This is a genomic window from Microcoleus sp. LAD1_D5, assembly GCF_036702115.1.
Classification (GTDB): Bacteria; Cyanobacteriota; Cyanobacteriia; order Cyanobacteriales; family Microcoleaceae; genus Microcoleus.
Map to the genome: position 1 here is coordinate 190,899 of NZ_JAUBSA010000001.1, position 23,630 is coordinate 214,528.

A 23,630-nucleotide genomic window follows, 5' to 3' on the forward strand; every position below is an offset into this window, starting at 1 on the left:
TATTAAGCTTTTTTAGCAGTGGGCGGTGAACATAAATCAATACCATCATGTCCGAATATGAGGAACGAAGCAATTCGCTTGTAGTTTGGGATTGCTTCGTTCCTTTCTTCGGACACCCAAGATATATGTCTACCTACTGATTAACCTTGTGGTAATCCCGGAGATTGCGTAGGTTGAAATTGTGACCGCATATCTGTTCTTACCCAAGAACTAAAACGATCTGGACGAACGCATTCAGCATTATCTAATTCGTCTTTGAGTTTATTGGCGAAAGATTCAAACATATCCACTAAAGCCTGACGATCTGTTAAGCAACCTTGGAGAGCAATAAGTTGTTCCAGCGTCCAGTTATAGAGTTGAGTGTCCCCTTGTTCAATGCGTAAATAGAACTGATTCTCAAACTGTGCCAGATTAGAGTAGAAGTTCTCAACTTCTGACTTTATCAGGTTCATATCCAGGTAGAATTGTTGCTGTTTCAATTCGGCAAAAATCGTATTTTTGATGTTCTGCGTGAAGTTTTGGTTCAGCTCATTATTGACGATAGCAGAGACATCATTACGGAAGTTGAGAATCTTGTTATCCAAGCTAGTATTAATGCGATTGTCAAGATCATTGACAATATTAGTAGTCACTAACTGCACGTTGCTAGTGCTAGATTGATTAACCACCGTATTGATGCGTTGATCCATGTTAGCTTCAATCTGCTGAATGACCAGATTTTTAATGTTTTGGCTTTGGTCAGCAATTTTGAGATTAACTACCGCATTAATCCGCTGATCTATGTCGTGTTGAATTTGCTGAACAATTTGAGTGTTAATATCTTGAGATAGATTAGACACTTTGAGGTTCACGACATTATCAATGCGTTGATCGATGTAAGTTTGCATTTGCTGAATCACCAGATTCTTCACATTCTGGGTTTGATCGGAAATCTTGATGCTCACCACATTCTCAACACGCTGATCGATAGTATGTTGGAGTTGCTGAATTACCTGATTAGTGATCTCTTGAGATTGATTGGCGATTTGGACATTAACGGAGTTACTAATGCGCTCATCAATATCAGCCGACATTTGATTAATTACCTGGGTATTAATCTCTGTAGACTGATTGGCTATTTTGATGTTAACTACATTCTCAATCCGTTGCTCAAGTTCAGTTTGCATTTGCTGAACTACGAGGTTCTTAACTTCTTGAGTCTGATTAGACACTTTGAGATTAACGACGGACTCAACACGCTCATTGAGTTCGGTTTGCATTTGTTGCAGCACTAAGTTTTTAATCTCTTGGGTTTGTTCAGAGATTCTTAAATTCACCTGCTCACTAACAATGCGGGGAATTCGGGAAATAAATAAGTCGTTGAGATTTTTGTTGAAGTACCCCGACCAATTGTGGAAATTCTGATTAAAACTAACTTCCATTTGTTGGGTAAGAGTCTTAAGCATAAACTCCAGCCGTGCTACCTTCATCCCTAAGTCTTTAGCTTGAGTTTGATAGCCTTTAAGCAGCCATTTTTCCAAATTGTCCCAATAAGCTTCTTTTTTCTCGTTCGGATCGCCTGTTACTGTAATGGAACTATTGATTTGGGCTGCCATTTGCTGCCACATTTGTTCCATCTGATCTTGGTCAAAACTGAAGTTAAATCCACTGCTAATATCGATATTTTCAGTCCCCGAGCTAGTTGTACCACCAGTGGTAACTGCTGTACTACTAGAGCTAGTTGTACCACCCGTGGTAACTGGTATACCACCAGAGCTAGTTGTGCTACCACCAGAGCTAGTTGTGCTACCACCAGAGCTAGTTGTGCTACCACCAGAGGTAACTCGTGTACCACCAGAGCTAGTTGTGCTACCACCAGAGCTAGTTGTACCACCACCCACTACACTAACAGTGCTTCCGCTGCTGCCCATACCAGGTGGTAGTGATGACTGTGCATATTCTTCGGCTACTTCTAGATCGCTGATGTTGTTGATTTCTAAAACAACTTGCCCTTCGTTGTCTTCTATGTATGTATCAAAAAAGAAGCCGGAGAGGGTTGTTTTTTGTTTGACTTCAAAAATAACTTCATCTTTGAAGCCATTTAAGGAGCACCAACTTTCGCTAAGTTCAATTCCTGTCAACTTGGAGATAAATTTTCCCCCTTCAATCAACAGTAACGCCCAGGGTTCTAATTGGAAATTTTTTGCTTCTGCTCCATAAGTGGCATTGCTTTCCCGAATTTTGACGCGATAGTTCCCTGCAGCTAACTCGATTGAATTAGCATTGGCTTTTTTAAGAGTTGAGAGATAATTGCCATCAAGCGAATAGCAGTTTTCCTTGCTATCAACGGTTAAAGTTTGGGGATTAAACTGTTGATTGCCAGTGATTGAAACAGTGACTTGTCCTTGATTATCACCACTATAGGTATCAAAGAATAAAGCACAGACTACAGCTTTTTCTTTGATATCTAACTGCAATTTGTCGTTATAGCCGTTTAAAGTTGCCCAAGTTCCACCTGTCTCAACACCTGTCTTTGTGTTGACAAAGGTACTGCCATCAAGTCCATAAATCCAGAGAAAAACAAAAGGCTCAGCGACGGTATTGTCCGCACTATAACTGTAGCTACCACTGGTAATTTGGATGTCAAAAGTTCCTTTGTCTAATGTCAGAGACTTAGCAACATTTTGTTGCAAGCTATTCATCTGAGCGGTATTGATAACGTAACAGTTTTCTTTGGTATCAATGGTTAACAGTTGCATAGTTTCGTCACCCGTTGTAGTAGTTGTTTGTGGAGATTGTGTAGCTTCAGTGTTAACTTTTGAAGTGATGGTTGCGATCGCTTCTGCTGCTGGTTGATAAACCGCAATTCCTGCCCAACGACCCCTAGGCTTGGTTTGAGCCACTAATGTGCCTTTACCGGTCTTGGTATTAATGCGGATTAATTGACCGTCTTTTCCCAAGTTAAAAAATCTGCCGGTAACGCCATAAAGGACATTGCCAACAAATTCTATACTGCCAATACCAGGAAATCCGGTATCACCAATAGTTTTAACTTCGCTAGTATCGAGATTGCATCTAGCAAGTAATTTCTTCTTTTGGTAGCCAATTAATGTGATATATGCTATGCCATCGCTATCAAAGGCAACTTCACCACAGTTGTAGTCTTTATTAGCTACGGTAGCTACTGGTGTACCTTTTCCTGTTTTCAGATCAAGGGCAATCAGTTGTTTAGCTGTGCTGGCATAAAGGGTTTGACGTTGGGCATTATAAGCCAAGCCGGCTGTAGCAAAGCCTGTATCCCCAATGACAGTCGTATGGCCCGTTTTGATGTCAATTTTAACGAGCTGGGTTGTGTCGCCTTCTCGATCGATGCCATAGAGTTGTGAATCAACAAAGGCAATATCATACACTTCTGTAATGATCTCACCGATGAATGTTGTTTTACCTGTGGCTAAATCAAGAGTATACAGTTTACTTAACTGATTTGAGACACAATCTTGGATATACACTGTCCCTGGAACCATAGCTAAATCCAAAGAAGATATATTGCTTGCCTGATTACTCATCTTTATCTTTTGAACTTGCCCAGCGATCGATCTCTGTGGCCCGCAATACTGGTACAGGATGGGACAACTGAGCCGTCTGAGCTTGTTTGAGCATATCTCCGAGTTGAGTGTTGCTGAGGTCGTCGTAGGCTCGCGCCTGCGCCAAAAACGTGTCTACATTCAGTTTTTGGTAATCACTTAATGTGATATATGCTATTAGACTTGTTTTGCCAAACTGTTAAGAAATAATAATCGAGGTTGCTGATTACGGTATTTCCCTTAGTGCTGATAAACTCAACATCTGCTAGAATTACTCGCAAGTTTAACAGCTCCGGGCAATGACTATTAGTCTATCTAAAGGGGTAGATAATTTTTTTTTTCGTAATAAAGCGTAACATCTTTCTGTATCCGCTCAATAATCCGGGGTAAAGCGCTCAACGATGCACCTCAAATGACGCAAAGTCGTTCCTGAGTGGGTAGTCCGCCCCGAATTATTGAGCGGATACATCTTTCTCATCTTTCAGCCCACATTCCGCACCCTCAACTGTCACACGGACTGCTGAGGCTGAACGGAAAAAACTAATGATTTTTCAGGGAGTGCTTGTTTTCTCTCTAGTTATTGTCAATTAACAGGAATTAACGACAAGTTGAGTTCATCCTGAGCCTGACAGCTAATTCAACTTAAGTATTAGTGCTTAGTCTCACCTAGGTTGATCAAGCTTACTACCACCAAGAACACCAAAAGCCCCGTGTGACAGTTGAGAGTGCGGAAGGTGGGTTTTTGCTACCCCGCCCTAACTTGTTACCAAACAAACACTAACCAGTTATATAACTGGTTAGTGTTTGTTTAACTGGTTTGCTTTTCCGTAACCATTAACCAGATAACCCGATCAGCGATCGCCAAATTAAAACCCTGTCTAACCGTTAGACATTAGGTTCCCTGACAACGCGCTCTATCATTCTGTGTCCTCAATCGTTATATTACTTTCGGACTTTAAGGTTAACCCTTTCCCGTCATTAAATTGAATCCTGACTTGATACTCTTTTTTTCCACCTGGAAAGGGCTGTGTAAGAGACATATGAGAGACGACTTTCCCATTGTATGTAGGCACCTGTATTACACTCATTGCTTTTACTCCTTGTTTTTTTACAACAGAACCCGGAAGAAACGAGTCGAAAACTGCCTAAATATAGATTGGATAGGCATTTCGACAGTTCAAGCACATAACCCCGAGATCATAAGATTATATCCCCAAGTGGCGTTCGCTACTTACTTTAAGTGGTGAGGCGATAGCTTACCGACCCAACCGCTGGCACTTCCCCACCACGCGATCACACCCATAAAAGCTGTTGACTGTTGACTGTTAACGGTTGACTGTTGTCATTAGTTACCAATTCGCAATTCCCGATGCCCGATGCCCGATGCCCGATGCCCAATATAAATTAGGGTTCCAGACTTATCATCTGGAACCCTAGATTTATTAAGCTTTTTTAGCAGTGGGCGGGGAGAGAATCGAACTCTCATACCTTTCGGTGTCAGATTTTGAGTCTGATGCGTCTACCAATTTCGCCACCCGCCCTTTTTCGTTTCACCATCATAACACACCGATCGGTTTCCTGCAAGCAAAGATTCATAATCTTTTGAACTTGCCCAGCGATCGATCTCTCTGGCGCGCAATACTGGTACAGGATGGGACAACTGAGCCGTTTGAGCTTGCTTGAGCATTTCTCCCAGTTGAGTGCTGCTGAGGTCGTCGTAGGCCCGCGCCTGCGCCAAAAACGCATCGACATTCAGTTTCGGAGCTAAAGTCGGCGAACCTCCGGCCAGTTTCATCAACACCGATGCTACCACTCTTGGGTCTTGGGTGGCGAGCAATGCCGCGCGATCGCACGTAAATTCGGCACACCGCAACCATTCCAACATTTGCGCCTGCAAACCCTGCACCAGCACGGTTCCCACAGGCGAAATTTGGCCGGCGGCCAACACAATTAAATTAGCCAGAGTCAGGTAAACTCCGTGTTCGCACTTCAAATGCCCCAACTCGTGAGCAATTACTGCCTTAACTTCCTCGTCTGTGAGCAAATCAATCAGAGAAGTGTGCATCACCACAAAAGGCTGTTTTCCCCGCATCGCAAAAGTGTAAGCATTCGGCATCGGATGCTGGCGGACATAAAGCTGCGGCGCTTCCAAATCCAGAGTTTTGCAGGCATCCAACAGTAATTGATGCAGGTGGGGCAATTGATTTTCGCCGACTTGGACGCTGGAAGCCAGATTTTCCAGCATAAAAAACTGTTCGCCAAGTTGTCCCAGCAACTGCCGCACGATCAAATCCAGGCCGGGCAGTTGTTTGAGCGTGTTGGTGGCTTCCAAGTCTAGCGGGTGGCGAAACTGGTTTGCTTTCAAACCGATGAGCGGTATGTTCGACATTTTAATCCTGAGTCATAAGTCAACAGTTAACCGTCAACAGTCAACCGTCAACAGTTAACCGTCAACAGTCAACAGTCAACGGTCAACTGACTAATTAACAGTTTAAACCCGATCGCACGGGATTGACAGGAGCCTCAGCAGTCGCCGGGTCTGTACCCTCTTTGACGCGCCGCAACTTAGCTCCCAATTTTTGCAGCTTCACCTCTAACTGCTCGTAGCCGCGGTCTAAGTGCTGCAAGCTGCTGATGGTGGTGACACCATCGGCTGCAAGTCCCGCTAACACTAACGCCGCCGAAGCCCGCAAATCTGTTGCCACTACCGGCGCACCCGACAGCCGCGACACTCCGCGCACAATCGCTACATTGCCTTTAAGGCGAATGTCTGCGCCCATGCGATTGAGCTCTGCTACGTGGCGCAAGCGATTCTCAAACACGGTTTCTTTGATTAAGCTGTCGCCTTCGCTCAGCGTCAGCAAAGCCATAAACTGAGCTTGCATATCTGTCGGGAAACCGGGATAAGGCAGAGTTTCGATGTCTGTGGCCGAGTGAGTTTGGCCGGGAACTATCCGCAAAATGTCGGGGGATTCTGCAATAATTTTCGCCCCAATTGTCTTCAATTTGGCAATGACTGCGGTCAGGTGGTCGGGAATTACCGGCGACAAACTGATTTCGGAGTGAGTGATGGCTCCTGCTACTAAAAATGTTCCGGCTTCAATGCGATCGGGAATAATTGAATAGTCTACCGCGTGCAGCTTGGGAACTCCCGAAATGACGATCGTATTCGTGCCGGCGCCTTGAATTTTTGCTCCCATAGCGCGGCAGAAATTCGCCAAATCTGCGACTTCCGGCTCTTGAGCCGCATTTTCAATCACGGTTTCTCCTTCAGCCAGAGTCGCCGCCATCATCAAAGTTTCAGTTGCGCCGACGCTGGGGTAGTCCAAATAAATTTTGGCTCCTTTCAGGCGGCGGTTCGGCCCTTTGACGTAAGCGTGAACCGTGCCGTGGTCGATGTGGACTTCGGCGCCGAGGGCTTGCAGACCGCGAACGTGGAGTTCAACGGGTCGCGCGCCGATGGCGCACCCACCGGGCAAGGGCACTTTGGCAAATCCCAAACGCGCTACCAGTGGCCCGATGATGAAGAAGCTCGCCCGCAGTTGGCTGACTAATTCGTAGGGGGCTTGAGCGTCTATGAGGTTGCTGGCGTTGATGTCTAAAACGTCGCCGTTCTGCTGTAAGTTGACTCCTACAGCGGAGAGAATTTGCCCCATGCGGGCGACATCGACTAGACCAGGAACGTTGCGGAGACGGCAATCCTCTGGGCATAACAGGGCTCCTGCCATGACGACTAAGGCCGAGTTTTTGGCGCCGCTGATTTTGACGTGTCCTTTAAGGGGTTCGCGACCCCAAATTTGTAATACTTGTTGTTCGTCGCTTTCAGGTGAAGCTGGCAGGTTAGATGAGTTCTGAGCTGGTGTAATGGGTTTGGCCTCCATAATTCGCTTCGTTACTTTATACATTATTAATTTTGGTTCGATTTTACCGGAAAGTTTTTATATGTCTAGGGGTAACAGGAGGAATTCCCGGAATTATATTTGCTGGAATTCACTAGGGACAAGGCTTTCAGGTTTAATCGCACAAATAATGTCGATCGAGTCTCATGAAGTTATCTGTATCAAAATTTACGTTCATTTGTAGCGCTCGCTCGGATCTCAGATGTTGTACCTTTGTCAACGAACTTTTTAAGTAAAAGCCGACTCGGTTGTTGACAAAGGTGTAAGATATCGGTTCGATCGACAATGCCAGAAAGTTAACACATTGTCGATCGCCCCATTGCCTGTGCTACCCTGTGACAACAACCTAGAGCCAAAGCTACTCCTAGCACATGGTTCACATTAAACGGATCGAACTGACTAACTTTAAATCTTTTGGCGGCACGACGGCCATTCCCGTGCTGCCCGGTTTTACTGTGGTTTCCGGGCCCAACGGTTCAGGGAAGTCCAACATCCTCGACGCTTTGCTGTTTTGTCTCGGGCTTTCGAGTTCTAAGGGAATGCGGGCTGAACGTTTGCCGGATTTGGTGAACAGCGCCCAAAACAAACGCGGTACGATCGAAGCTAGCGTGACTGCGACTTTTGCGTTGGAAGATGTGGGGGAGGAATGGTTCGCCCAGGATGAAGATGAGGAGGAAAATGCAGCAGATGAGTTATCTGTTGAAGCAGAGGAAGTCGAAGCGATAGAAATTGCCGAAACTCTAGACAATAACGGCCAATCATCTCCTGTCAATCTAAAATCGCCTCTATCTGTTGAAGAAGCCGCAGGGATAGAAACTGCCGAAACTCTAGACAACAACGGCCAATCATCTGTCAATCTAAAATCCAAAATCGAAAATCGAAAATTGGATGAGTTATCTGTTGAAGACGTAGAAGAGATTGAAATCGCAGCAACTCAAGACAACAACGGACAACTACTCGCTACTAATAAAAAATCCAAAATCCAAAATCCAAAATCGGATGAGTGGAGTGTGACGCGCAAACTTCGGGTAACTCGCCAAGGTACTTACACTTCAACTTATTACATTAATGGTCAACCTTGCACGCTGACTCAACTTCACGAACAACTCAACCGCTTGCGAATTTATCCCGAAGGCTATAACGTCGTGCTACAAGGAGACGTTACCAGCATTATTTCGATGAATTCTAAGGAACGCAGAGAAATCATTGACGAATTGGCTGGGGTGGCTCAGTTCGATCGCAAAATCTCTTTAGCTAGGCAGAAGTTGGATGAAGTTAAGGAGGTCGAAGAACGCAGCAGGATTGTAGAAAAAGAGCTGATGTCTCAACGCGATAGACTGGCTTCCGATCGCACAAAAGCGGAAAAATATCAAAAATTGCGGGCGGAATTTCAAGAAAAGTCGCAGTGGGAAATTGTGCTGAAATTCCGGCAATTGCAGCAGCAAGAATGGAAGCTGCGAGAACAAATCGAAACGGGCGATCGCACTTCTGCATCTCTCACGGAACAACTGCAAGCAATTAGCACTCAAATTCAAGAAGCAACCGCCGAACTTGACGCACTGAATGCCCGCGTTAAAGCTTTGGGAGAGTCAGAATTGTTGGCTTTACAAGCGACGATTGCCACTCAGGAAGCGGAACGGCGACAACTGCAAAACCGCAAACAGGATTTGGAAACAACTGCTGGGCAAATGGCGGCTAGCATAGCACAAACTGAGGAAGAAGTTCGGCAATTTAAGCAAAGTTTGGAGCAAATTGAGATTGAAATATCTTATGTTAAGTCTCAGCAGGGGAGTTTTCAGGAACAGCGGGACGCAGCCCAGCAAAGTTTAGATGAAAATCGGGAAGTTGCAAATGCGATCGCCTCGACGGCCGAAGTTTGGGTACAGCAGCAAACGGAACTGCACCGCCAAATCGAGACAATTCAACAAACTTTGGAACCGCAGCGTACAGAACAAGCTACCATTGGCGAAAGAGCCGATCGCCTGCAAAGTCAAATTCAAGAACAAAACCAATCGCTGCAAGTATTGGAACAGGAAATTGAAGCTAAAAAAACTCAGCAATCTCGCCTTGGGGAAACCAAAGGCGTGGCATCTTTGCAAGTAGAATCGCTGAATCAGATTTTAGTCGAAGCCGAACAAGAATTGCAACTGCAACAGGAAACTCAAAATCGTTTGTTGGAAGAACAGCGGGAAAGACAGCGCAAATTAGACAAGCTAGAAGTGCAGTTTCAAGCACTGCAAGAAGCGACGGGAACGTTTACTGCAAAAATTGTCGCGCAAAGCGGAATTGGCGGAGTTTGCGGCTTGGTGGCTCAACTCGGCAGGGTAGAACCGCGCTATCAATTGGCCCTGGAAATTGCGGCGGGCGGCCGCATGGGAAATATGGTGGTGGAAGATGACAGCGTGGCTGCTGCTGCGATCGAATTGCTGAAACAAAAACGGGCGGGAAGGATGACGTTTTTGCCTTTGAATAAGATTAGGGGCGGCAGGTATTCGGTGAATGAAAATTTGCGGCGCGCGGCTGGGTTTGTGGATGCGGCTGTTAATTTGATTGATTGCGATTCGCGGTATCAAGAAATTTTTGCTTACGTTTTTGGCAGTACGGTTGTGTTTAGCAACCTCAGCGACGCCCGCCGCTATTTGGGACAGTACCGGCTTGTCACTTTGGACGGGGAAATTTTGGAAACTAGCGGGGCGATGACGGGGGGAAGTTCTACTAATAGATCTACTTTGCATTTTGGCACGGTTGAGGCTAGTGAGGCTGCTAGTGAAGCGCGGACGATCGCCTCTTTGCAAGAAAGGTTGGAGGAAATTGAGCGGATTTTGGAACGGTGCAAAATTGCGATCGATCGCGCGTCTGTTGCAGTCAAAACTCGCAGCCAAGAATTGATGGAAGCGAAACAAAATTTGCGCGAAAATCAGTTGCGCTTGGAACAGTTGGATTCAGAAATTAAGAATTTGCAAGCGCAACAGGAACAAGTGCGATCGCAAATTGCGAAAAATACACAGGAATTAACTAATTCGCGATCGAGATTGCAGTTGCTGGAACGAGAATTGCCCGCACAGGAAACTCAATTGCAGCAGTACCGCCAAACTTTGGCGCAGTTGGAAGAGTCGAACAGTCACAGCGAATGGCAGCAAATGCAATCGAGTTTGCGCGCTCTAGAAGCGCAACTGCAAGAGCGAGAATTGGCTCTGAGAAACGTCCAGCAGCGCCTTGTAGACTTGGAAAATCAATTCGGGCGTTTGGAAGACAAAATTAAGGAAGGCAGCGATAAATTGCAGGAATGGCAAGTGCAGCAAAATGCGGGTGCGGATGCACTCGATCGCATTGTTTCGCAGCAGTTAGAACTCGATGGACAAATTGCCGCAGCTAAGGCGGCTTTGGGGGAAATTGAGGAAAAATTGGGCGTGCAGAAGGGAGAGCGCGATCGGGCAGAATCTCAACTGCGAGAAAAGCATTTAGCCAAACAACAGTTACAATGGCAGTTGCAAAAACTCCACGAAACCCAGCAAGAACGCCGGGAACAATTAGCCGCCATCCGCACTCTATTGGAAACGCAGCGGGCGGAAATGCCCGACCCCGTGCCGTCGATTCCTGAAAATGTAGAGAAAGCCAATTTGACGGAATTGCAGCAAGAAGTAAAGGCGATCGCCAAACGCATTCAAGCTTTAGAACCTGTCAATATGCTAGCCTTGGAAGAGTACAACCGCACTCAAGAACGCCTTCAAGAATTAAGTCAAAAATTGACGACATTGGAAGGAGAACGCACTGAACTGCTGTTGAGAATCGAAAATTTTACCACACTCAGGCGACGCGCTTTTAAAGAAGCTTTCGACGCGGTTAACGAGAACTTCCAGACTATCTTTGCGGAACTTTCCGAAGGCGATGGCTATCTCCAGCTAGATGACCAGGAAGACCCCTTCAGCAGTGGCTTGAATTTGGTCGCTCACCCGAAGGGCAAACCCGTACAGCGACTGGCTTCCATGTCTGGAGGCGAAAAGTCGTTGACGGCGCTGAGTTTTATTTTTGCCCTGCAACGCTACCGCCCGTCTACGTTTTACGCTTTTGATGAAGTGGATATGTTTCTGGATGGGGCAAATGTGGAGCGATTGGCTAGAATGATAAAGCGACAGTCGGAACAAGCGCAGTTTATTGTTGTGAGTTTGCGGCGACCTATGATTCAATCGGCTGAGCGTACAATTGGCGTTACTCAAGCGCGGGGAGCTTATACTCAAGTCATAGGGCTGAAGTTGTAGTCCCGGAGTCTCGGTTAATGATCGTGTTGAGTGATATATGTACTTAATAAATCAGGATTAAAGTTACAATGACATCCGAACAAATTTGCCAACGCTCCGACCTTCTCGGCACTCAGGTCATCACCCGCGACAGAGGTAAACGCTTGGGGGTGGTTAGTCAATTATGGGTGGACATTGATCGGCGGGAAGTTGTGGCGATCGGTCTGCGTGATAATATATTCGCGGTCGCTGGAATGCCGAGGTTTATGTTCCTCAACAATGTCAGCGAAATCGGCGACGTGCTGTTGGTAGAAGATGAGAGCGCGATCGAAGATGATGTTGATGTTGAAGTCTACAGCATTTTGATTAACAGCGAAGTTATTACCGAAACCGGCGAACTTTTGGGTAGGGTGCGGGGCTTTAGGTTCGACCCCGAAGACGGTAAGTTAGTTTCTATAATTATCGCTTCCTTGGGAATCCCCCAAATCCCCGACCAAGTTCTCAGCACTTACGAGTTGGGGATTGAAGAAATTGTCAGCAGCGGCCCGAATCGCTTGATTGTGTTTGAAGGTTCCGAGGAAAGGCTCAGGCAGCTTAGTGTGGGTTTGCTGGAGCGCGTTGGTTTGGGCCAAGCACCTTGGGAACGAGAAGAGGACGAGGCAGGTTATTATCCGAAACCCGTGGCTACGGGAAATCAATTGGGCCCGGGCGTGCGGATACCTGCACCGGAAATGCGGAGCCGGGTAGCTGCGCCTGCGGTGGAGGAAGTTCCTTGGGATGAGGATTTAGAGTGGAATCGGCCTGCGGTTCGCCAGCCGCCGATGCGCGCGGTGCAGGCACAGCAGCAGCCAATCGAGGAGGATTACGAGGATTACGAAGAGGATAATTGGGGCGGCGAGGAAGACGATTACGAAGAGGAGGAGTACGAGGAAAAGCCACAATACACTCGCGCTGAGATTTCTCGGCCGAAGCCGCCGGTGGTGGAGTACGAGTACGAGGATGATGTGGAGGCTGATGCTTGGGCTGACGATGAGGCACCGAAGCCTTACCAGGCTCCTCGGGTGAATATCCCTGAGAAAACTAAGACTCCTGAGTATGAGGAGGAGCCTGGTTATTAGGAATTAATCAATTAGCTCAAACCAATATTTTGCGCTCTTCTTAAGAACGGGCAAGATGCCCGTTCCACAATCAAGTTTATTTTTTGTGGAACGGGCTTCTAGCCCGTTGCTGATATTGGTGCAAGATGTGAGTTTAAACTCAGATGTTGCACCCTTCTCAAGAACAGGCAAGATGCCTGTTCCACAATCAAGTTTATTTTTTGTGGAACGGGCTTCTAGCCCGTTGCTGATATTGGTGCAAAATGTGAATTTAAACCAATATTTTGTAGGCACGGCTTTTACGAATAAAATTTAATTCTGGCAAACACTCTAGTGGGGTAGGTTAGGGGATGCAGTGAAGGCACTCCATCTAATTAAATTAGATCCATGAACTAGATAATACTGGCATGGCAGTTTAGTATACTTTTGCTGACGTTTCATATTATATTAATGAGCGAAAAAAAAATTGCTAAAAATGTTGCTTTCAGATTAATAACATATCTAATTTTTCCAATTTTTTTATCCACCACCACGGCTGAAATTGTCTTGCGAGTTGCGGGATACAAACCCTGGCAAATAGAAAATGTTGATGTTGCCGTCGAACCAAAAGGTAACTTTTTCACTAAAGACTCGCCACTCGGCTACAAACATTTGCCGGGGAAATTCAAGGTGACACTTAACGGCAATTACTCATTTAATGCAACTCATCTCAATAATAGTCTCCGAATAACACATCCCCTCAATACTTACCATCACTCCTCAAAAAAACCTGAAATTTGGATATTTGGCTGCTCATTTACCTACGGTTGGTCGTTGAATGATAGCGAAACTTATGCTTGGTTGTTGCAACAGAAATTACCAAAACATGAAATAGTAAATTTTGGCGTTAACGGCTACGGCACGCTTCACTCGTTGATTCAGTTCAAAGCAGCACTAAAACACCCAAATAAACCAAAAATTGCGGTGATTGCTTATGCGGGATTTCACGACCGCCGCAATACTTTGTTAAGGGCGAGAAGAAAGCAAATGGCTGCTTGGAATAAACTGGGTATTTTATTCCAGCCCGATGCTAGGCTGAATGGAGAAAATAATTTTACCTACAAAATGGCAAAACTTGAATATCACGAGTTCCCGCTGATGCGGGTTTCTGCATTAAGCCATTTTTTGGAGGTTAATTACAATCAATTTGAAGAGGGATTGTATAGAAGCCAGGAGGTTTCTAAGACAATTATTAAAGAATTTAACCGTGTGGCTGAGGCTAATGGTGTTAAGTTAGTTGTGGCAGGAATTAATGCGGGTTCTGCTAAAATGTTGGAGGAGTTAAGTCACGAGGGAATTGCTACGGCGGATATTTCGGTTGATTTGAAAATACCTGCAAATAATAATTTACCCCATGACCTTCATCCAAGTGCGATCGCGAATCGACAATATGCAGAAAAGTTGGAAGGTTTTTTGCAAGGTACTGTTTTAAGGTAAGTTAATGAACCGCGAAGGCGCAAAGGGCGCGAAGGAAGAGAGAAAGAGGAAGTTTAGAAGTTATTTAGGGTTGCTAGACTGATGGGATTATTTGATGTTGTTTCTTTTAAATGGCCTCGAAAATTTATAATTGATGGGTTTTTCCTTTTTTTACTTGTTCTCGTCACAGTTGCAGTAACATCAATCTATGTATCTAGCGAACATACTTTTTATTGGTGGGATTACGCGGGATACAATACCGCTACAGTCAACACGGCAAATTTATTTCGAGACTCGCCAGATAAAGCATGGCGCGGAGTTATAGAATCGCTATCTAAGGAAAAAAACCTATTAATCTCTTTGCCATTAGTGCCGTTTATTCTCTTATTTGGCGAGTCTCGCCTGAGTTACATTCTCAGCGTATCCCTAATTTATGTGCTGCCGTTTCGCCTGTTGCTGGGGGCAATTTCTGCAAAGCTGATTCCAGTTTATTCCCGCCGGGTGTTTTGGTCAACTGTGCTGCTGAGTTTATTAATTCCGATGAGTTGGATACCGACTCTGCGGGGATATCTGGATACTGGCGGCTGTTTGTTTGTAGCCTTGGCAATTTGGGTTTATTTGCAGGATGTTAAGCTGAAATCTTGGTGGAAAATCCCGTTGATTGGGTTTTTGCTGGCGGCGGCGATTCTGTTGCGGCGCCATTTTGCTTATAGTGCGATCGCATTTTTTGGTGCAGCGACTTTACAGGCTTTCATCGAGTTTATTATACTAATATATCGTAACAAAACCGCCTTTTCGTCTCTCAAAGACAAGGAGGGAGTAGTGCCGTTTCCCTACAGATGCTTGTTTGAATCAGGTGTAAAACTGGGTTTGATAGCTGCAACTAGCTTGACTATTTTAATGCTGGTAGCGGGAGATTTTACTCGCAGTGCTCTGACGGTTGACTACCGCAATTTGTATGTCGCTTGGAGTTTGCCTGTAAATGATATTTTAACTCGTTATGCAGATTTTTACGGTTTGGGAACTTGGCTGCTGGTACTGATTGGTTTTTCTGCGGGAATTCTCACCCGAATTCTGGTTCCGGCGGCGGCTATTTTTGTTTCGTTGTTTGGGGTTTTGTCGCTGATTGAATGGCTGTTAGTCTTGCGTTACGGCTACTTGCACTATACAATTCATCTTACACCGATCGCACTTTTAGGACTATCTACATTTTTCTGGACAACTTGGCTGACACTCAAGGGAAAAGTCCGGTATTTCATGCTGGGCGCGGCGGTTTTGTACCTGGTTTTGAATGTCGCAGTCGGGTTAATTCCTCTCAAAATAGATTTGCCAAGACTGTTTGTGGGTAATTTTCCGCCGTTAGTGCGATCGGACTACGACGAAGTTGTAAAATTAGTAGAGTTTCTGCGAAAATTAGCACCAAATGAAGAACCAATTTATATTGCCGGTGCTTCTAACAATTTCAATGCTAATATCCTCAGACAAGCCAACAGAAAATTAAACCCGCCGGAGGGTTGGTGGAAATTAAATACCATCGGGAGGCCGCAAATTGACTCGCGCGATACTTACCCGCTACCGGAGTTGTTGCAGTCACAATATGCGGTGGTTGCTGTGCCTTTTCAGCAGGTGTTACCCACTGACGAACAAGTTTTGCGATCGCACGAACAAGATGTTGTTAAAGTTGTGTACGATGCCTTTACTCAAAACTGGGAAATTGCCCGCGATTTCCAAGTGCTACCGGAACAGTTTAAGCTAGAAAACGGCGTGACTGTCAGCGTTTACCGGAGGATGAAGACGACTGATACAGCAACGGCAGTTAGGACTCTGGATGCGATGCAGCGGCAAATAGTCGATCGACCAGGCACGCAGTTAGATTGGATTAGTTTGCATCAATCAATCTACACAAGTGCAAATTATTCAGTCAGTCAAGAATCGGATAACCTATATAATATTGTAACTCATCCAATTAAAAACAGCAAGAAACTCGATACATCTTTCCTGTATTTAGGTTCCATCTCAGACAAAGTGAAAGTTACCGGCAAACTCAATTTACCTAACAAACAATGTCCGGGAGTTTTCCTGCGCTTGACTTTGTGGGACAAGCAAGGTAAATTAATAGACTCAGCAGAGATGGCTTATAGTCAAAAAAGTGCGATGGGCTTAAATCTATTAGTTGAGGGCAAAAATCCCCTGTATCTGCTGCTTGAGGTATTGAGTAGCAGCAAACAGGATTTAACAAACCAATGCCAACTGGAGATTAACAATTTGGCTGTCAGTAGATAAGTGGAACCGTCAATGCAAAAACATCAAAAATCCCACTGGTATTTTAATCTCTCTCTCTATACTTTTGTCATCATCGGCTCCCTGATAGCCACTGGCTATATTTTCCCAATTGGAGGCAATTTCCCCGAAGTGCCGCCAATTCAATTTATGCTAAATCCTGAACTGTATAAAAATGATTATTACGTTCAGGAAATGGTGAAATTCAATCCTAGATACTACTATTATTATATCATCTATTTCCTCGCCCACTTAGGAACCAGCATTCCCCTAGCGCACTTTATTTATCAATTCCTAGCCTTTGGTTCATTTATCCTAGCTTGCTACGCAATTATCAATATCTATACTAATTCCAAACTGCCTGCCGCAGCGATGGCTTTTTTATGTATAGCCGCTTCATTTACAGATGTTGGTAACACCCTGATATTTTCCACCAAATCAGTACCCAGTACCTTCGCAATGGGTTTCGCAATCTGGGGAATTTACTTTAGTTTGCGCCACAAATGGCTGACCGGATATTTCTTTTTTGGACTGGGTTGTTTGCTGCAATTTTTAGTTGGTTTGTTGCCGGGATTGATGATGCTTCCCGTTTTAGTTATTCAATCTGTAAGACAGCGGAATTTCAAAACATTGATTTTGGCGATCGCACTTTTAGCAGCAATGGCAAGTATCGTTTACGTACCGATGTTATTAACAGGTACTACCAGCACTCACACTATCGACAACGCTGATTTTGTCTACATTCACGCGAAAGTCCGCAACCCTCACCACATCCTCCCGTCAAATTGGGATGTCGGGAATTGGTTCAACTTTATATGTTTCATAATTGGTGGCTTGCTGTGCATCAAAAAATCTGATTTGTTGCCAAAAGAAGACAAAGTTAATTTTTATACAATTGTTGGTACCTCGATTCTCGCACTGTTTCTGAATTATATATTTGTAGAAGTTTACCCTTGGGCTTTTATCGCAAAATTACAGTTAGCTAGAACTGTACCTTTTGCTCAATTAATTATATTTATTGCTGTTGCTTTGACGGTAGACCGACTTTACAGAGATAAACAAATAGCTATCAGTTTGTTGCTGTTAGCTGTACTAACTTTGCCTTTTCGGGGCCTCATTTTCTTAGGATTATCAGTTTGGCAAACAAAAAATTACGTATTTCCCAAACGATATAATATATTGTTGTGGATTTTAGCAGCAGGAACGGTAATTTTCAGCTTGATATATCCGCTGACTGATTCATGGGAAATAATAGGCGATCGAATAATTAGCATCTCAGTTTTTTTCTCAATCCTCGCCTTCCCATTCATTTTAGAAAAAACATCACTACCTACATCTATAAAACAGACTCTAACTCACACATTAGCCTTAATAACTACCGCCACCTTAGTTTTTGGAATAGCAGGAATTCTGCCCAAACCTATATTAAATGTATTTCAAACAAAAGTTAACATAAATGCCGTTCCCAGAGACGACTTAAGCAAATTAGCTGTGCGATTTTCGCAAATTAGCAGCCGCGATTCACTCGTATTAATTCCACCTTCAGTTACCAGCTTCCAGTTTTTCTCCGAAAGAGCGATTGTCGTCAACTTCAAGAACTTTCCCTTTACCGAAAAAGGCATCAAAGAATGGCAAACTCGCATGGAAACCGTTTTAGGGGTTCCCTTAAACCCGCAAATGATTTGGGGAGGAAATGACTTTTTCATCCGCCGCAGCAGTGCAGATTTAGTCAAAATAGCTAGAAACTATCACGCCGACTATATCCTGACTCGTACTGACTGGCACCCAAATATTGACGGAGAAATAGTAGAGCAAAAAGGTAAATGGATATTGTTTAAAATTAGATAATACTCTTCTTGAAAACATAAGATATTTATTCAGTCTGACGTGGCGACGATTTTGTTTCTATAGAAGCCTCTTCAACCGCCGAATCTAATCGGCGGTTAAATATCAAAACCCGAATCATCAATAATTTCGCTAATTTGCTTGTCCACATAATCAGCATCCACATTCCGCGCCATCAACTCAGCTAAAATCCCTAAAGAAATCAACTGCACCGACAGAATTGTACACAAAATCCCAAAAAATAACAAAGGTCGATTCCCGATCGGCCCAAAATTCATCCCCGCCAAATTCAGAAACCAAATAACTATCAAATAACTCAGCGAAACAGTTCCAACCAAGCCAAAACACAAGCCCAATCCTCCAAACAAATGACCCGGTTTGTGCAAATACTGCGTCGTGGCTAACACCGTCAACAAATCAATAAAACCCCGCGCATAACGTTCCCAGCCGTAATTGGATTTTCCGTGCTTGCGCGGATGATGTTCCACAACTACTTCGCCAATTTTAAACCCTAAATTGTTTGCTAAAGCTGGAATGTAGCGGTGCAATTCCCCGTACAATTTAATCGACTGCAAAACTTCCCTACGGTAAGCTTTAAAACCGCAATTCATATCGTGCATTTCCACCCCTGTCAGCAAACACGCAACGGCATTAAACAGCTTGGAAGGTAAAGTTTTAGAAAGCGGGTCGTTCCGCTGTTTTCGCCAACCGGAAACTAAATCAAATCCCGATTCTAAATGATGTAAAAATTTGGGGATTTCAGCGGGATCATCCTGAAGGTCAGCATCAAGAGTAAAGATAATTGTCCCTGCTGCATTACGAAATCCTGCTGAAAGTGCGGCGGATTTGCCAAAGTTGCGGCGCATTTTAATCGCTTTAATTAGTTTGGGATGCTGGCTGGCTAAATCTGTGATTTCTTGCCAGGAATAATCGCGGCTACCGTCATCAATGAAAATGACTTCGTAACTGTCAATTTCTGTTTGAAACATGACAAGTTGGATTTTTTCAAACAGTAATTTGAGGGTAGCTTCTTCGTTGTGAACTGGGATTACGAAGCTGAGATGTTTAGGCATAGGGCTATTCTATTTCATTTGTGTTGTCAATGAGATTTTCTTATTAACCGCAGAGGGCGCAGAGGTGGAGAAAGAGAGGTTTTTTAGTTTTTATTTATAACTTGGGAGTTTCGCAAGGCGACCCAACCTTTGCGGTTTTTAAAGGAGGCATAGGCTGTTAATAATTTATCTGTTGGTGATGTTTGAATGTATCCTCTCCAAGCTGCGAATTCGTAGGAATGGCCAAACAATTTAACTAAATCTGGGCGCGGAAATCCTGACATGGCGAAACCTCGAACGACATTTTCTTGGTTGAGAATGGCAATACATTTTACATTGTTTTCGGGGTCTCCTACCCAGCCAATTACTCTGGAGGCGGCGGGCGCGACTTTAGTTACTGTATCAAAATATCCGGGTACTCCGTCTTTGGGTGCTGACAGTAAATTTGCGTCGATTTTTGTGTCTAATGCTGCACAGAAATTGTGTTTTTTGATGTCTCGGTTAAAGGGCACTAAGTTGTTAGTTTTTAAGGCGTCGATTAACCCGATAAAAGCGGCGGGTTTGTTGCCTACGCGGTCTTTAATTAGCGTTACGTCGGTGATGCCTAATTGCAGTGATAATGCTACTAACGGTTGATAGGTTGCTCTGCGGGCGATCGCCATTGCAGTTTCGCCTCCCACCCCGTACATTAAAATAATCGCAACTGTGGCGACTGCAAACAGCGGTGTCAGCCAACGCCCTTGAATTCTTGGTGTTGGCTGCAACTCGCGCACCCACAATACTGTCAGCACAATTGTGCTCATCCAAAACAAAGCTGGGAGTGTGGCGTAGCGCGAAGCGGTGGCTTGTTCGACGCCAAATCCCGATCGACTAACCGCGGCCATTAACGCCGTTTGCAGCGTGTAAAGTTGGATTGATAGCCAAGGTAGCCAATCCGCGCGATCTACCTTTTTTACAAATAGCCAATAAGCCAAAAAAACCGTCGCTGCAATCAAACCAATTATACCAATAATTGAAGCAACAATAATATTTTCGCTAAAAATACCGCCGAGATAAGTTGGAATATATTCGAGAGTTTTGAGCGGGTTAATTTTAGTTAAAGAAGGGTGATGAGATGGAGTTTTATAAGTTAAAAAATAAATCCCAATCACTGCAATCGAAGCAATGAAATACAAATAAGTTATTCGCCGAGGAAACCGCAGCACAACAGCAGCAGCACACAATATCGGCCACAAAGCTAAAGGAGTGCTGTAACTAATACACCCTAAAACGCCAAAAACAATGCTGCCAATTACCCACTTATTTTGTTTCCATCCTTCGTTACCAGGCTCTGCCTGGGAATGAATATCCAGAGGCTCCCCCTCCCTCTTACTTGACAAAAGCGTCACATAGGATTGCAAACAAAATATCGAACAAATCACAAATAAATTAGCAATTATCCAGTGAACGCCGCTGAATCCCCGCATCCAATTGTGAGCCGCCGCCGGAGTAAAATTAAAAATAGAAATGCAAAGGAGTAGCGAGATAAATTGCAGGGGAGAACGCCTCAATTTTAACGGCAGCAGAGCAATTAATACGTGGCACTGAATCCAAGCCAAGAACCAGGCAACTAAACATAAACCAATATTTGAACCTTGGGTGACAACTATATTCAAGCCATAAATAATTGCCGGAATCAAGACAAAATGCTCGTTCGCCCGAAATATCCAATTAAAAGGATTTGTAGAGAAACCCTCTACTGAATAAAAATTCCATGTCATCCACCAATAATCAAAATTAGACAAGTCTCCCGCTTGCGATATCAAGTACAAAATATATGAAGCTGGTATTAGAAGGCCGAGAATTGATGCGGCAATTAAAATATATTGTTGCTTGATTTTCATGGATTGGGAGATGGCGATATTTTTAATCGATTTGGGCTAAGTTGTACGCGCTGGGATTAAAGAAAGCGGGTTTTTTACTTGATTGAGGGTTAGAACCAAGTATTTTGGTTAAAAAACCCGGTTTCTGGCTACTTTACACTCGAATTTTTATTTCACTTCGGTTGCCAGCATTTGTCTGAGTCCTTGCCACCAGTGGGGAGGATACGTGCCTAGAAGTGCTGATATTTTTACCGTAGAGAGAACCGAAAAAGCCGGACGTTTTGCGGGTGTCGGGTATTCGGCGGTGGTGATGGGAATTACGCGCTGAACTTTTAGGGGAAGGCCGAGTTGTGCTGCTTCCTCAAAAATGGCGATCGCAAAATCATACCAACTACACACTCCGCTGTTAGTGTACTGGTAAGTCCCAAAAGTTTCTGGCCCAAGGAGAGGAATAATTTGCGAAGTCGCCGCACTTAAATCGCCCGTCCAAGTAGGACTTCCGATCTGATCTGCTACTACTCGAATTTCTTCCCTTTCCTTTCCCAACCTCAGCATTGTTTTGACAAAATTACCTTTGCCACCGTTGCCGTAAACCCACGCGGTTCTAATAATAATATGTCGGTTTCCCGCTTTCCTAATTGCTTCCTCGCCTGCTAATTTAGACTTACCGTAAGTTCCCAACGGGTTTGTAGAATCTGTTTCCAAATAAGCCGAACCGTGGCTGCCGTCAAATACATAATCCGTAGAAAAGTGAATCAAACTTGCTCCCAGTTTTTCACATTCTTCTGCGAAAATTCCGGGTGCAATGCCGTTGACTGCGTTTGCTAATTCCGGTTCGCTTTCCGCTTTGTCTACCGCAGTGTAAGCACCCGCATTGACGACTAAATCCGGTTGAATTTCAGCCATTGCTTGACGGATGCTTTCCGGTTGGGATAAGTCGAGGCGAGTGCGATCGAGCGCAATTACCTCTCCCGAAGATAATAAAATCGGCTGCAATTCTTGAGCTAGCTGTCCGTTGCCACCTGCGAGTAAAATTTTCATTGTTAAAAAAGTTCAGCTTTTTTGAAGGTTTGTCCCGCTTGGTCTTTAGCTGATAAGATTGGTTGGGCACCATCTAGCGGCCAGTCGATCGCCAAATCAGGGTCATTCCACAGGATACACCGCTCGTGTGCTGGTGCGTAATAATCTGTAGTTTTGTACAAAACTTCAGCAGTCTCCGAAACCACTAAAAAACCGTGTGCAAATCCCGCCGGCACCCAAAATTGCCGTTTATTTTCTGCACTCACCAAACACCCCACCCATTTTCCGAAAGTCGGCGAACTTTGTCTAATATCCACCGCTACATCAAATATTTCGCCAGCAACTACCCGCAGCAATTTGCCTTGAGGCTGCTGCATTTGGTAGTGTAAACCGCGCAACACATTTTTAGAGGATTTGGAATGATTGTCTTGAACAAATTCTGCCATTACACCTGTTTTTTCGACAAAAGCTCGGTGATTGAAACTCTCAAAAAAGAAACCGCGATCGTCCCCGAAAATTTTCGGCTCAATGATCAGAACTTCCGGTATTTCGGTAGATATAACATTCATAGTTAGCTGTGAAAGTGATAAACTCATACTCAGTCTCTGCTATTTTACTATGAAAGCCGACGCATATCTCAAAAAATTGTACGCCAATCGATTTGATTCCCGACAACTGCAAGCCAAGGTGGCACTATGGAAAGTTTTAATTGACGAATTCTTACAATATTATGTTCCTCCAGAATCAGCCGTTTTAGATATTGGCGGCGGTTACTGCGAGTTTATAAATCAAATCCCGGCTCAAAAAAAATGTTTAATTGACCTTAATCCCGATTCCAAGTTATTTGCTAATTCTGATGTAAAAGTGCTGAATATTGATGTTTTAACTTTTGACGAAAAACCAGCTTTTAGCGAAGAATTTGATCGGATATTTATCTCTAACTTTTTTGAACATCTCCGCAATAAGGAAGAACTCATCCAAATTATCTCATTTTGCTTTGAGGCGCTTAAGCCAGGGGGTTCTCTCTTAGTTGTCCAACCAAATTTCAAATATTCTTTCAAAGAATATTACGATTTTATTGATCATCAATTACCGATTACCCACTTATCGCTGCAAGAACTGTTACAAACCGTTGGCTTTGAAATTGACCTAATGATACCGAGATTTTTACCATTTTCGACCAAAGGCAGACCGGCATCGCCCTGGCTTTTAAAAGTTTACTTAAAATTACCTTTTTTGTGGCAATTTTTGGGAGGCCAAATGTTTGTTAAAGCATCGAAAAAAAACAATAGAGGCAGAGACTCATGACTGGCATTCCC

At 44.3% G+C, this 23,630-nt stretch carries 15 protein-coding genes and 1 tRNA gene; 7 read left to right on the forward strand and 9 right to left on the reverse strand.

The window, feature by feature from the left end; genetic code table 11:
- Positions 1-140: 140 nt before the first annotated feature.
- The 5 genes from QUA70_RS00910 to murA all read right to left on the reverse strand — a co-directional run bounded on the left by QUA70_RS00910 (position 141) and on the right by murA (position 7,468).
- On the reverse strand, positions 141-3,545 hold the full coding sequence (locus tag QUA70_RS00910) for a hypothetical protein (RefSeq protein WP_333344558.1): 3,405 nt from the start codon (positions 3,543-3,545) through the stop codon (positions 141-143).
- Positions 3,538-3,690 (reverse strand): hypothetical protein, encoded by a 153-nt coding sequence (locus QUA70_RS00915; protein ID WP_333325233.1) that lies wholly within the window; start codon positions 3,688-3,690, stop codon positions 3,538-3,540. The genes QUA70_RS00910 and QUA70_RS00915 overlap by 8 nt, the downstream gene beginning before the upstream one ends.
- A 1,332-nt stretch (positions 3,691-5,022) precedes the next feature.
- Positions 5,023-5,104: transfer RNA gene (locus tag QUA70_RS00920), tRNA-Leu, on the reverse strand.
- Positions 5,083-5,952 carry a M48 family metallopeptidase gene (locus QUA70_RS00925; protein WP_333325231.1) on the reverse strand — a complete coding sequence of 290 codons (870 nt, stop codon included), beginning with the start codon at positions 5,950-5,952 and terminating at the stop codon, positions 5,083-5,085. The genes QUA70_RS00920 and QUA70_RS00925 overlap by 22 nt, the downstream gene beginning before the upstream one ends.
- A gap of 94 nt (positions 5,953-6,046) precedes the next feature.
- On the reverse strand, positions 6,047-7,468 hold the full coding sequence (murA, locus tag QUA70_RS00930) for a UDP-N-acetylglucosamine 1-carboxyvinyltransferase (protein WP_333344556.1): 1,422 nt from the start codon (positions 7,466-7,468) through the stop codon (positions 6,047-6,049).
- A gap of 365 nt (positions 7,469-7,833) precedes the next feature.
- On the opposite strand from murA, the gene smc reads away from it, so the two are divergent.
- The 6 genes from smc (at position 7,834) to QUA70_RS00960 (ending at position 18,380) form a co-directional block, all read left to right on the forward strand.
- Positions 7,834-11,721, forward strand: a complete 3,888-nt coding sequence (gene smc / locus QUA70_RS00935; protein WP_333344554.1) for a chromosome segregation protein SMC — start codon at positions 7,834-7,836, stop codon at positions 11,719-11,721.
- Positions 11,722-11,789: 68 nt separating this feature from the next.
- Complete coding sequence (locus QUA70_RS00940) at positions 11,790-12,818, forward strand: PRC-barrel domain-containing protein (RefSeq protein ID WP_333344552.1); 1,029 nt, start codon at positions 11,790-11,792, stop codon at positions 12,816-12,818.
- A 55-nt stretch (positions 12,819-12,873) separates the two neighbouring features.
- On the forward strand, positions 12,874-13,113 hold the full coding sequence (locus tag QUA70_RS00945) for a hypothetical protein (protein ID WP_333344550.1): 240 nt from the start codon (positions 12,874-12,876) through the stop codon (positions 13,111-13,113).
- Between the two features lie 134 nt (positions 13,114-13,247).
- The gene (locus QUA70_RS00950; protein WP_333344548.1) at positions 13,248-14,273 is read left to right on the forward strand and encodes an SGNH/GDSL hydrolase family protein; all 1,026 of its coding nucleotides are present in this window, start codon (positions 13,248-13,250) and stop codon (positions 14,271-14,273) included.
- Positions 14,274-14,354: 81 nt separating this feature from the next.
- A complete protein-coding gene (locus QUA70_RS00955; protein WP_333344546.1) occupies positions 14,355-16,535 on the forward strand; it encodes a hypothetical protein in 2,181 nt (726 codons plus the stop codon).
- A 12-nt stretch (positions 16,536-16,547) separates the two neighbouring features.
- Positions 16,548-18,380, forward strand: a complete 1,833-nt coding sequence (locus QUA70_RS00960) for a DUF6798 domain-containing protein (RefSeq protein ID WP_333344544.1) — start codon at positions 16,548-16,550, stop codon at positions 18,378-18,380.
- 95 nt (positions 18,381-18,475) lie between these two features.
- On the opposite strand, the gene QUA70_RS00965 is transcribed toward QUA70_RS00960, so the two are convergent.
- The 4 genes from QUA70_RS00965 to rfbC all read right to left on the reverse strand — a co-directional run bounded on the left by QUA70_RS00965 (position 18,476) and on the right by rfbC (position 22,880).
- Positions 18,476-19,450 carry a glycosyltransferase family 2 protein gene (locus tag QUA70_RS00965; RefSeq protein ID WP_333325212.1) on the reverse strand — a complete coding sequence of 325 codons (975 nt, stop codon included), beginning with the start codon at positions 19,448-19,450 and terminating at the stop codon, positions 18,476-18,478.
- A gap of 83 nt (positions 19,451-19,533) precedes the next feature.
- A complete protein-coding gene (locus tag QUA70_RS00970) occupies positions 19,534-21,312 on the reverse strand; it encodes a hypothetical protein (RefSeq protein WP_333344542.1) in 1,779 nt (592 codons plus the stop codon).
- 147 nt (positions 21,313-21,459) lie between these two features.
- Positions 21,460-22,332: a dTDP-4-dehydrorhamnose reductase gene (gene rfbD / locus QUA70_RS00975; protein ID WP_333325206.1), complete on the reverse strand. Its 873-nt coding sequence runs from the start codon at positions 22,330-22,332 to the stop codon at positions 21,460-21,462.
- Positions 22,333-22,334: 2 nt separating this feature from the next.
- Positions 22,335-22,880 (reverse strand): dTDP-4-dehydrorhamnose 3,5-epimerase, encoded by a 546-nt coding sequence (gene rfbC, locus QUA70_RS00980; protein WP_333325203.1) that lies wholly within the window; start codon positions 22,878-22,880, stop codon positions 22,335-22,337.
- Positions 22,881-22,929: 49 nt separating this feature from the next.
- On the opposite strand from rfbC, the gene QUA70_RS00985 reads away from it, so the two are divergent.
- On the forward strand, positions 22,930-23,619 hold the full coding sequence (locus tag QUA70_RS00985; protein ID WP_333325200.1) for a methyltransferase domain-containing protein: 690 nt from the start codon (positions 22,930-22,932) through the stop codon (positions 23,617-23,619).
- Positions 23,620-23,630 lie beyond the last annotated feature (11 nt).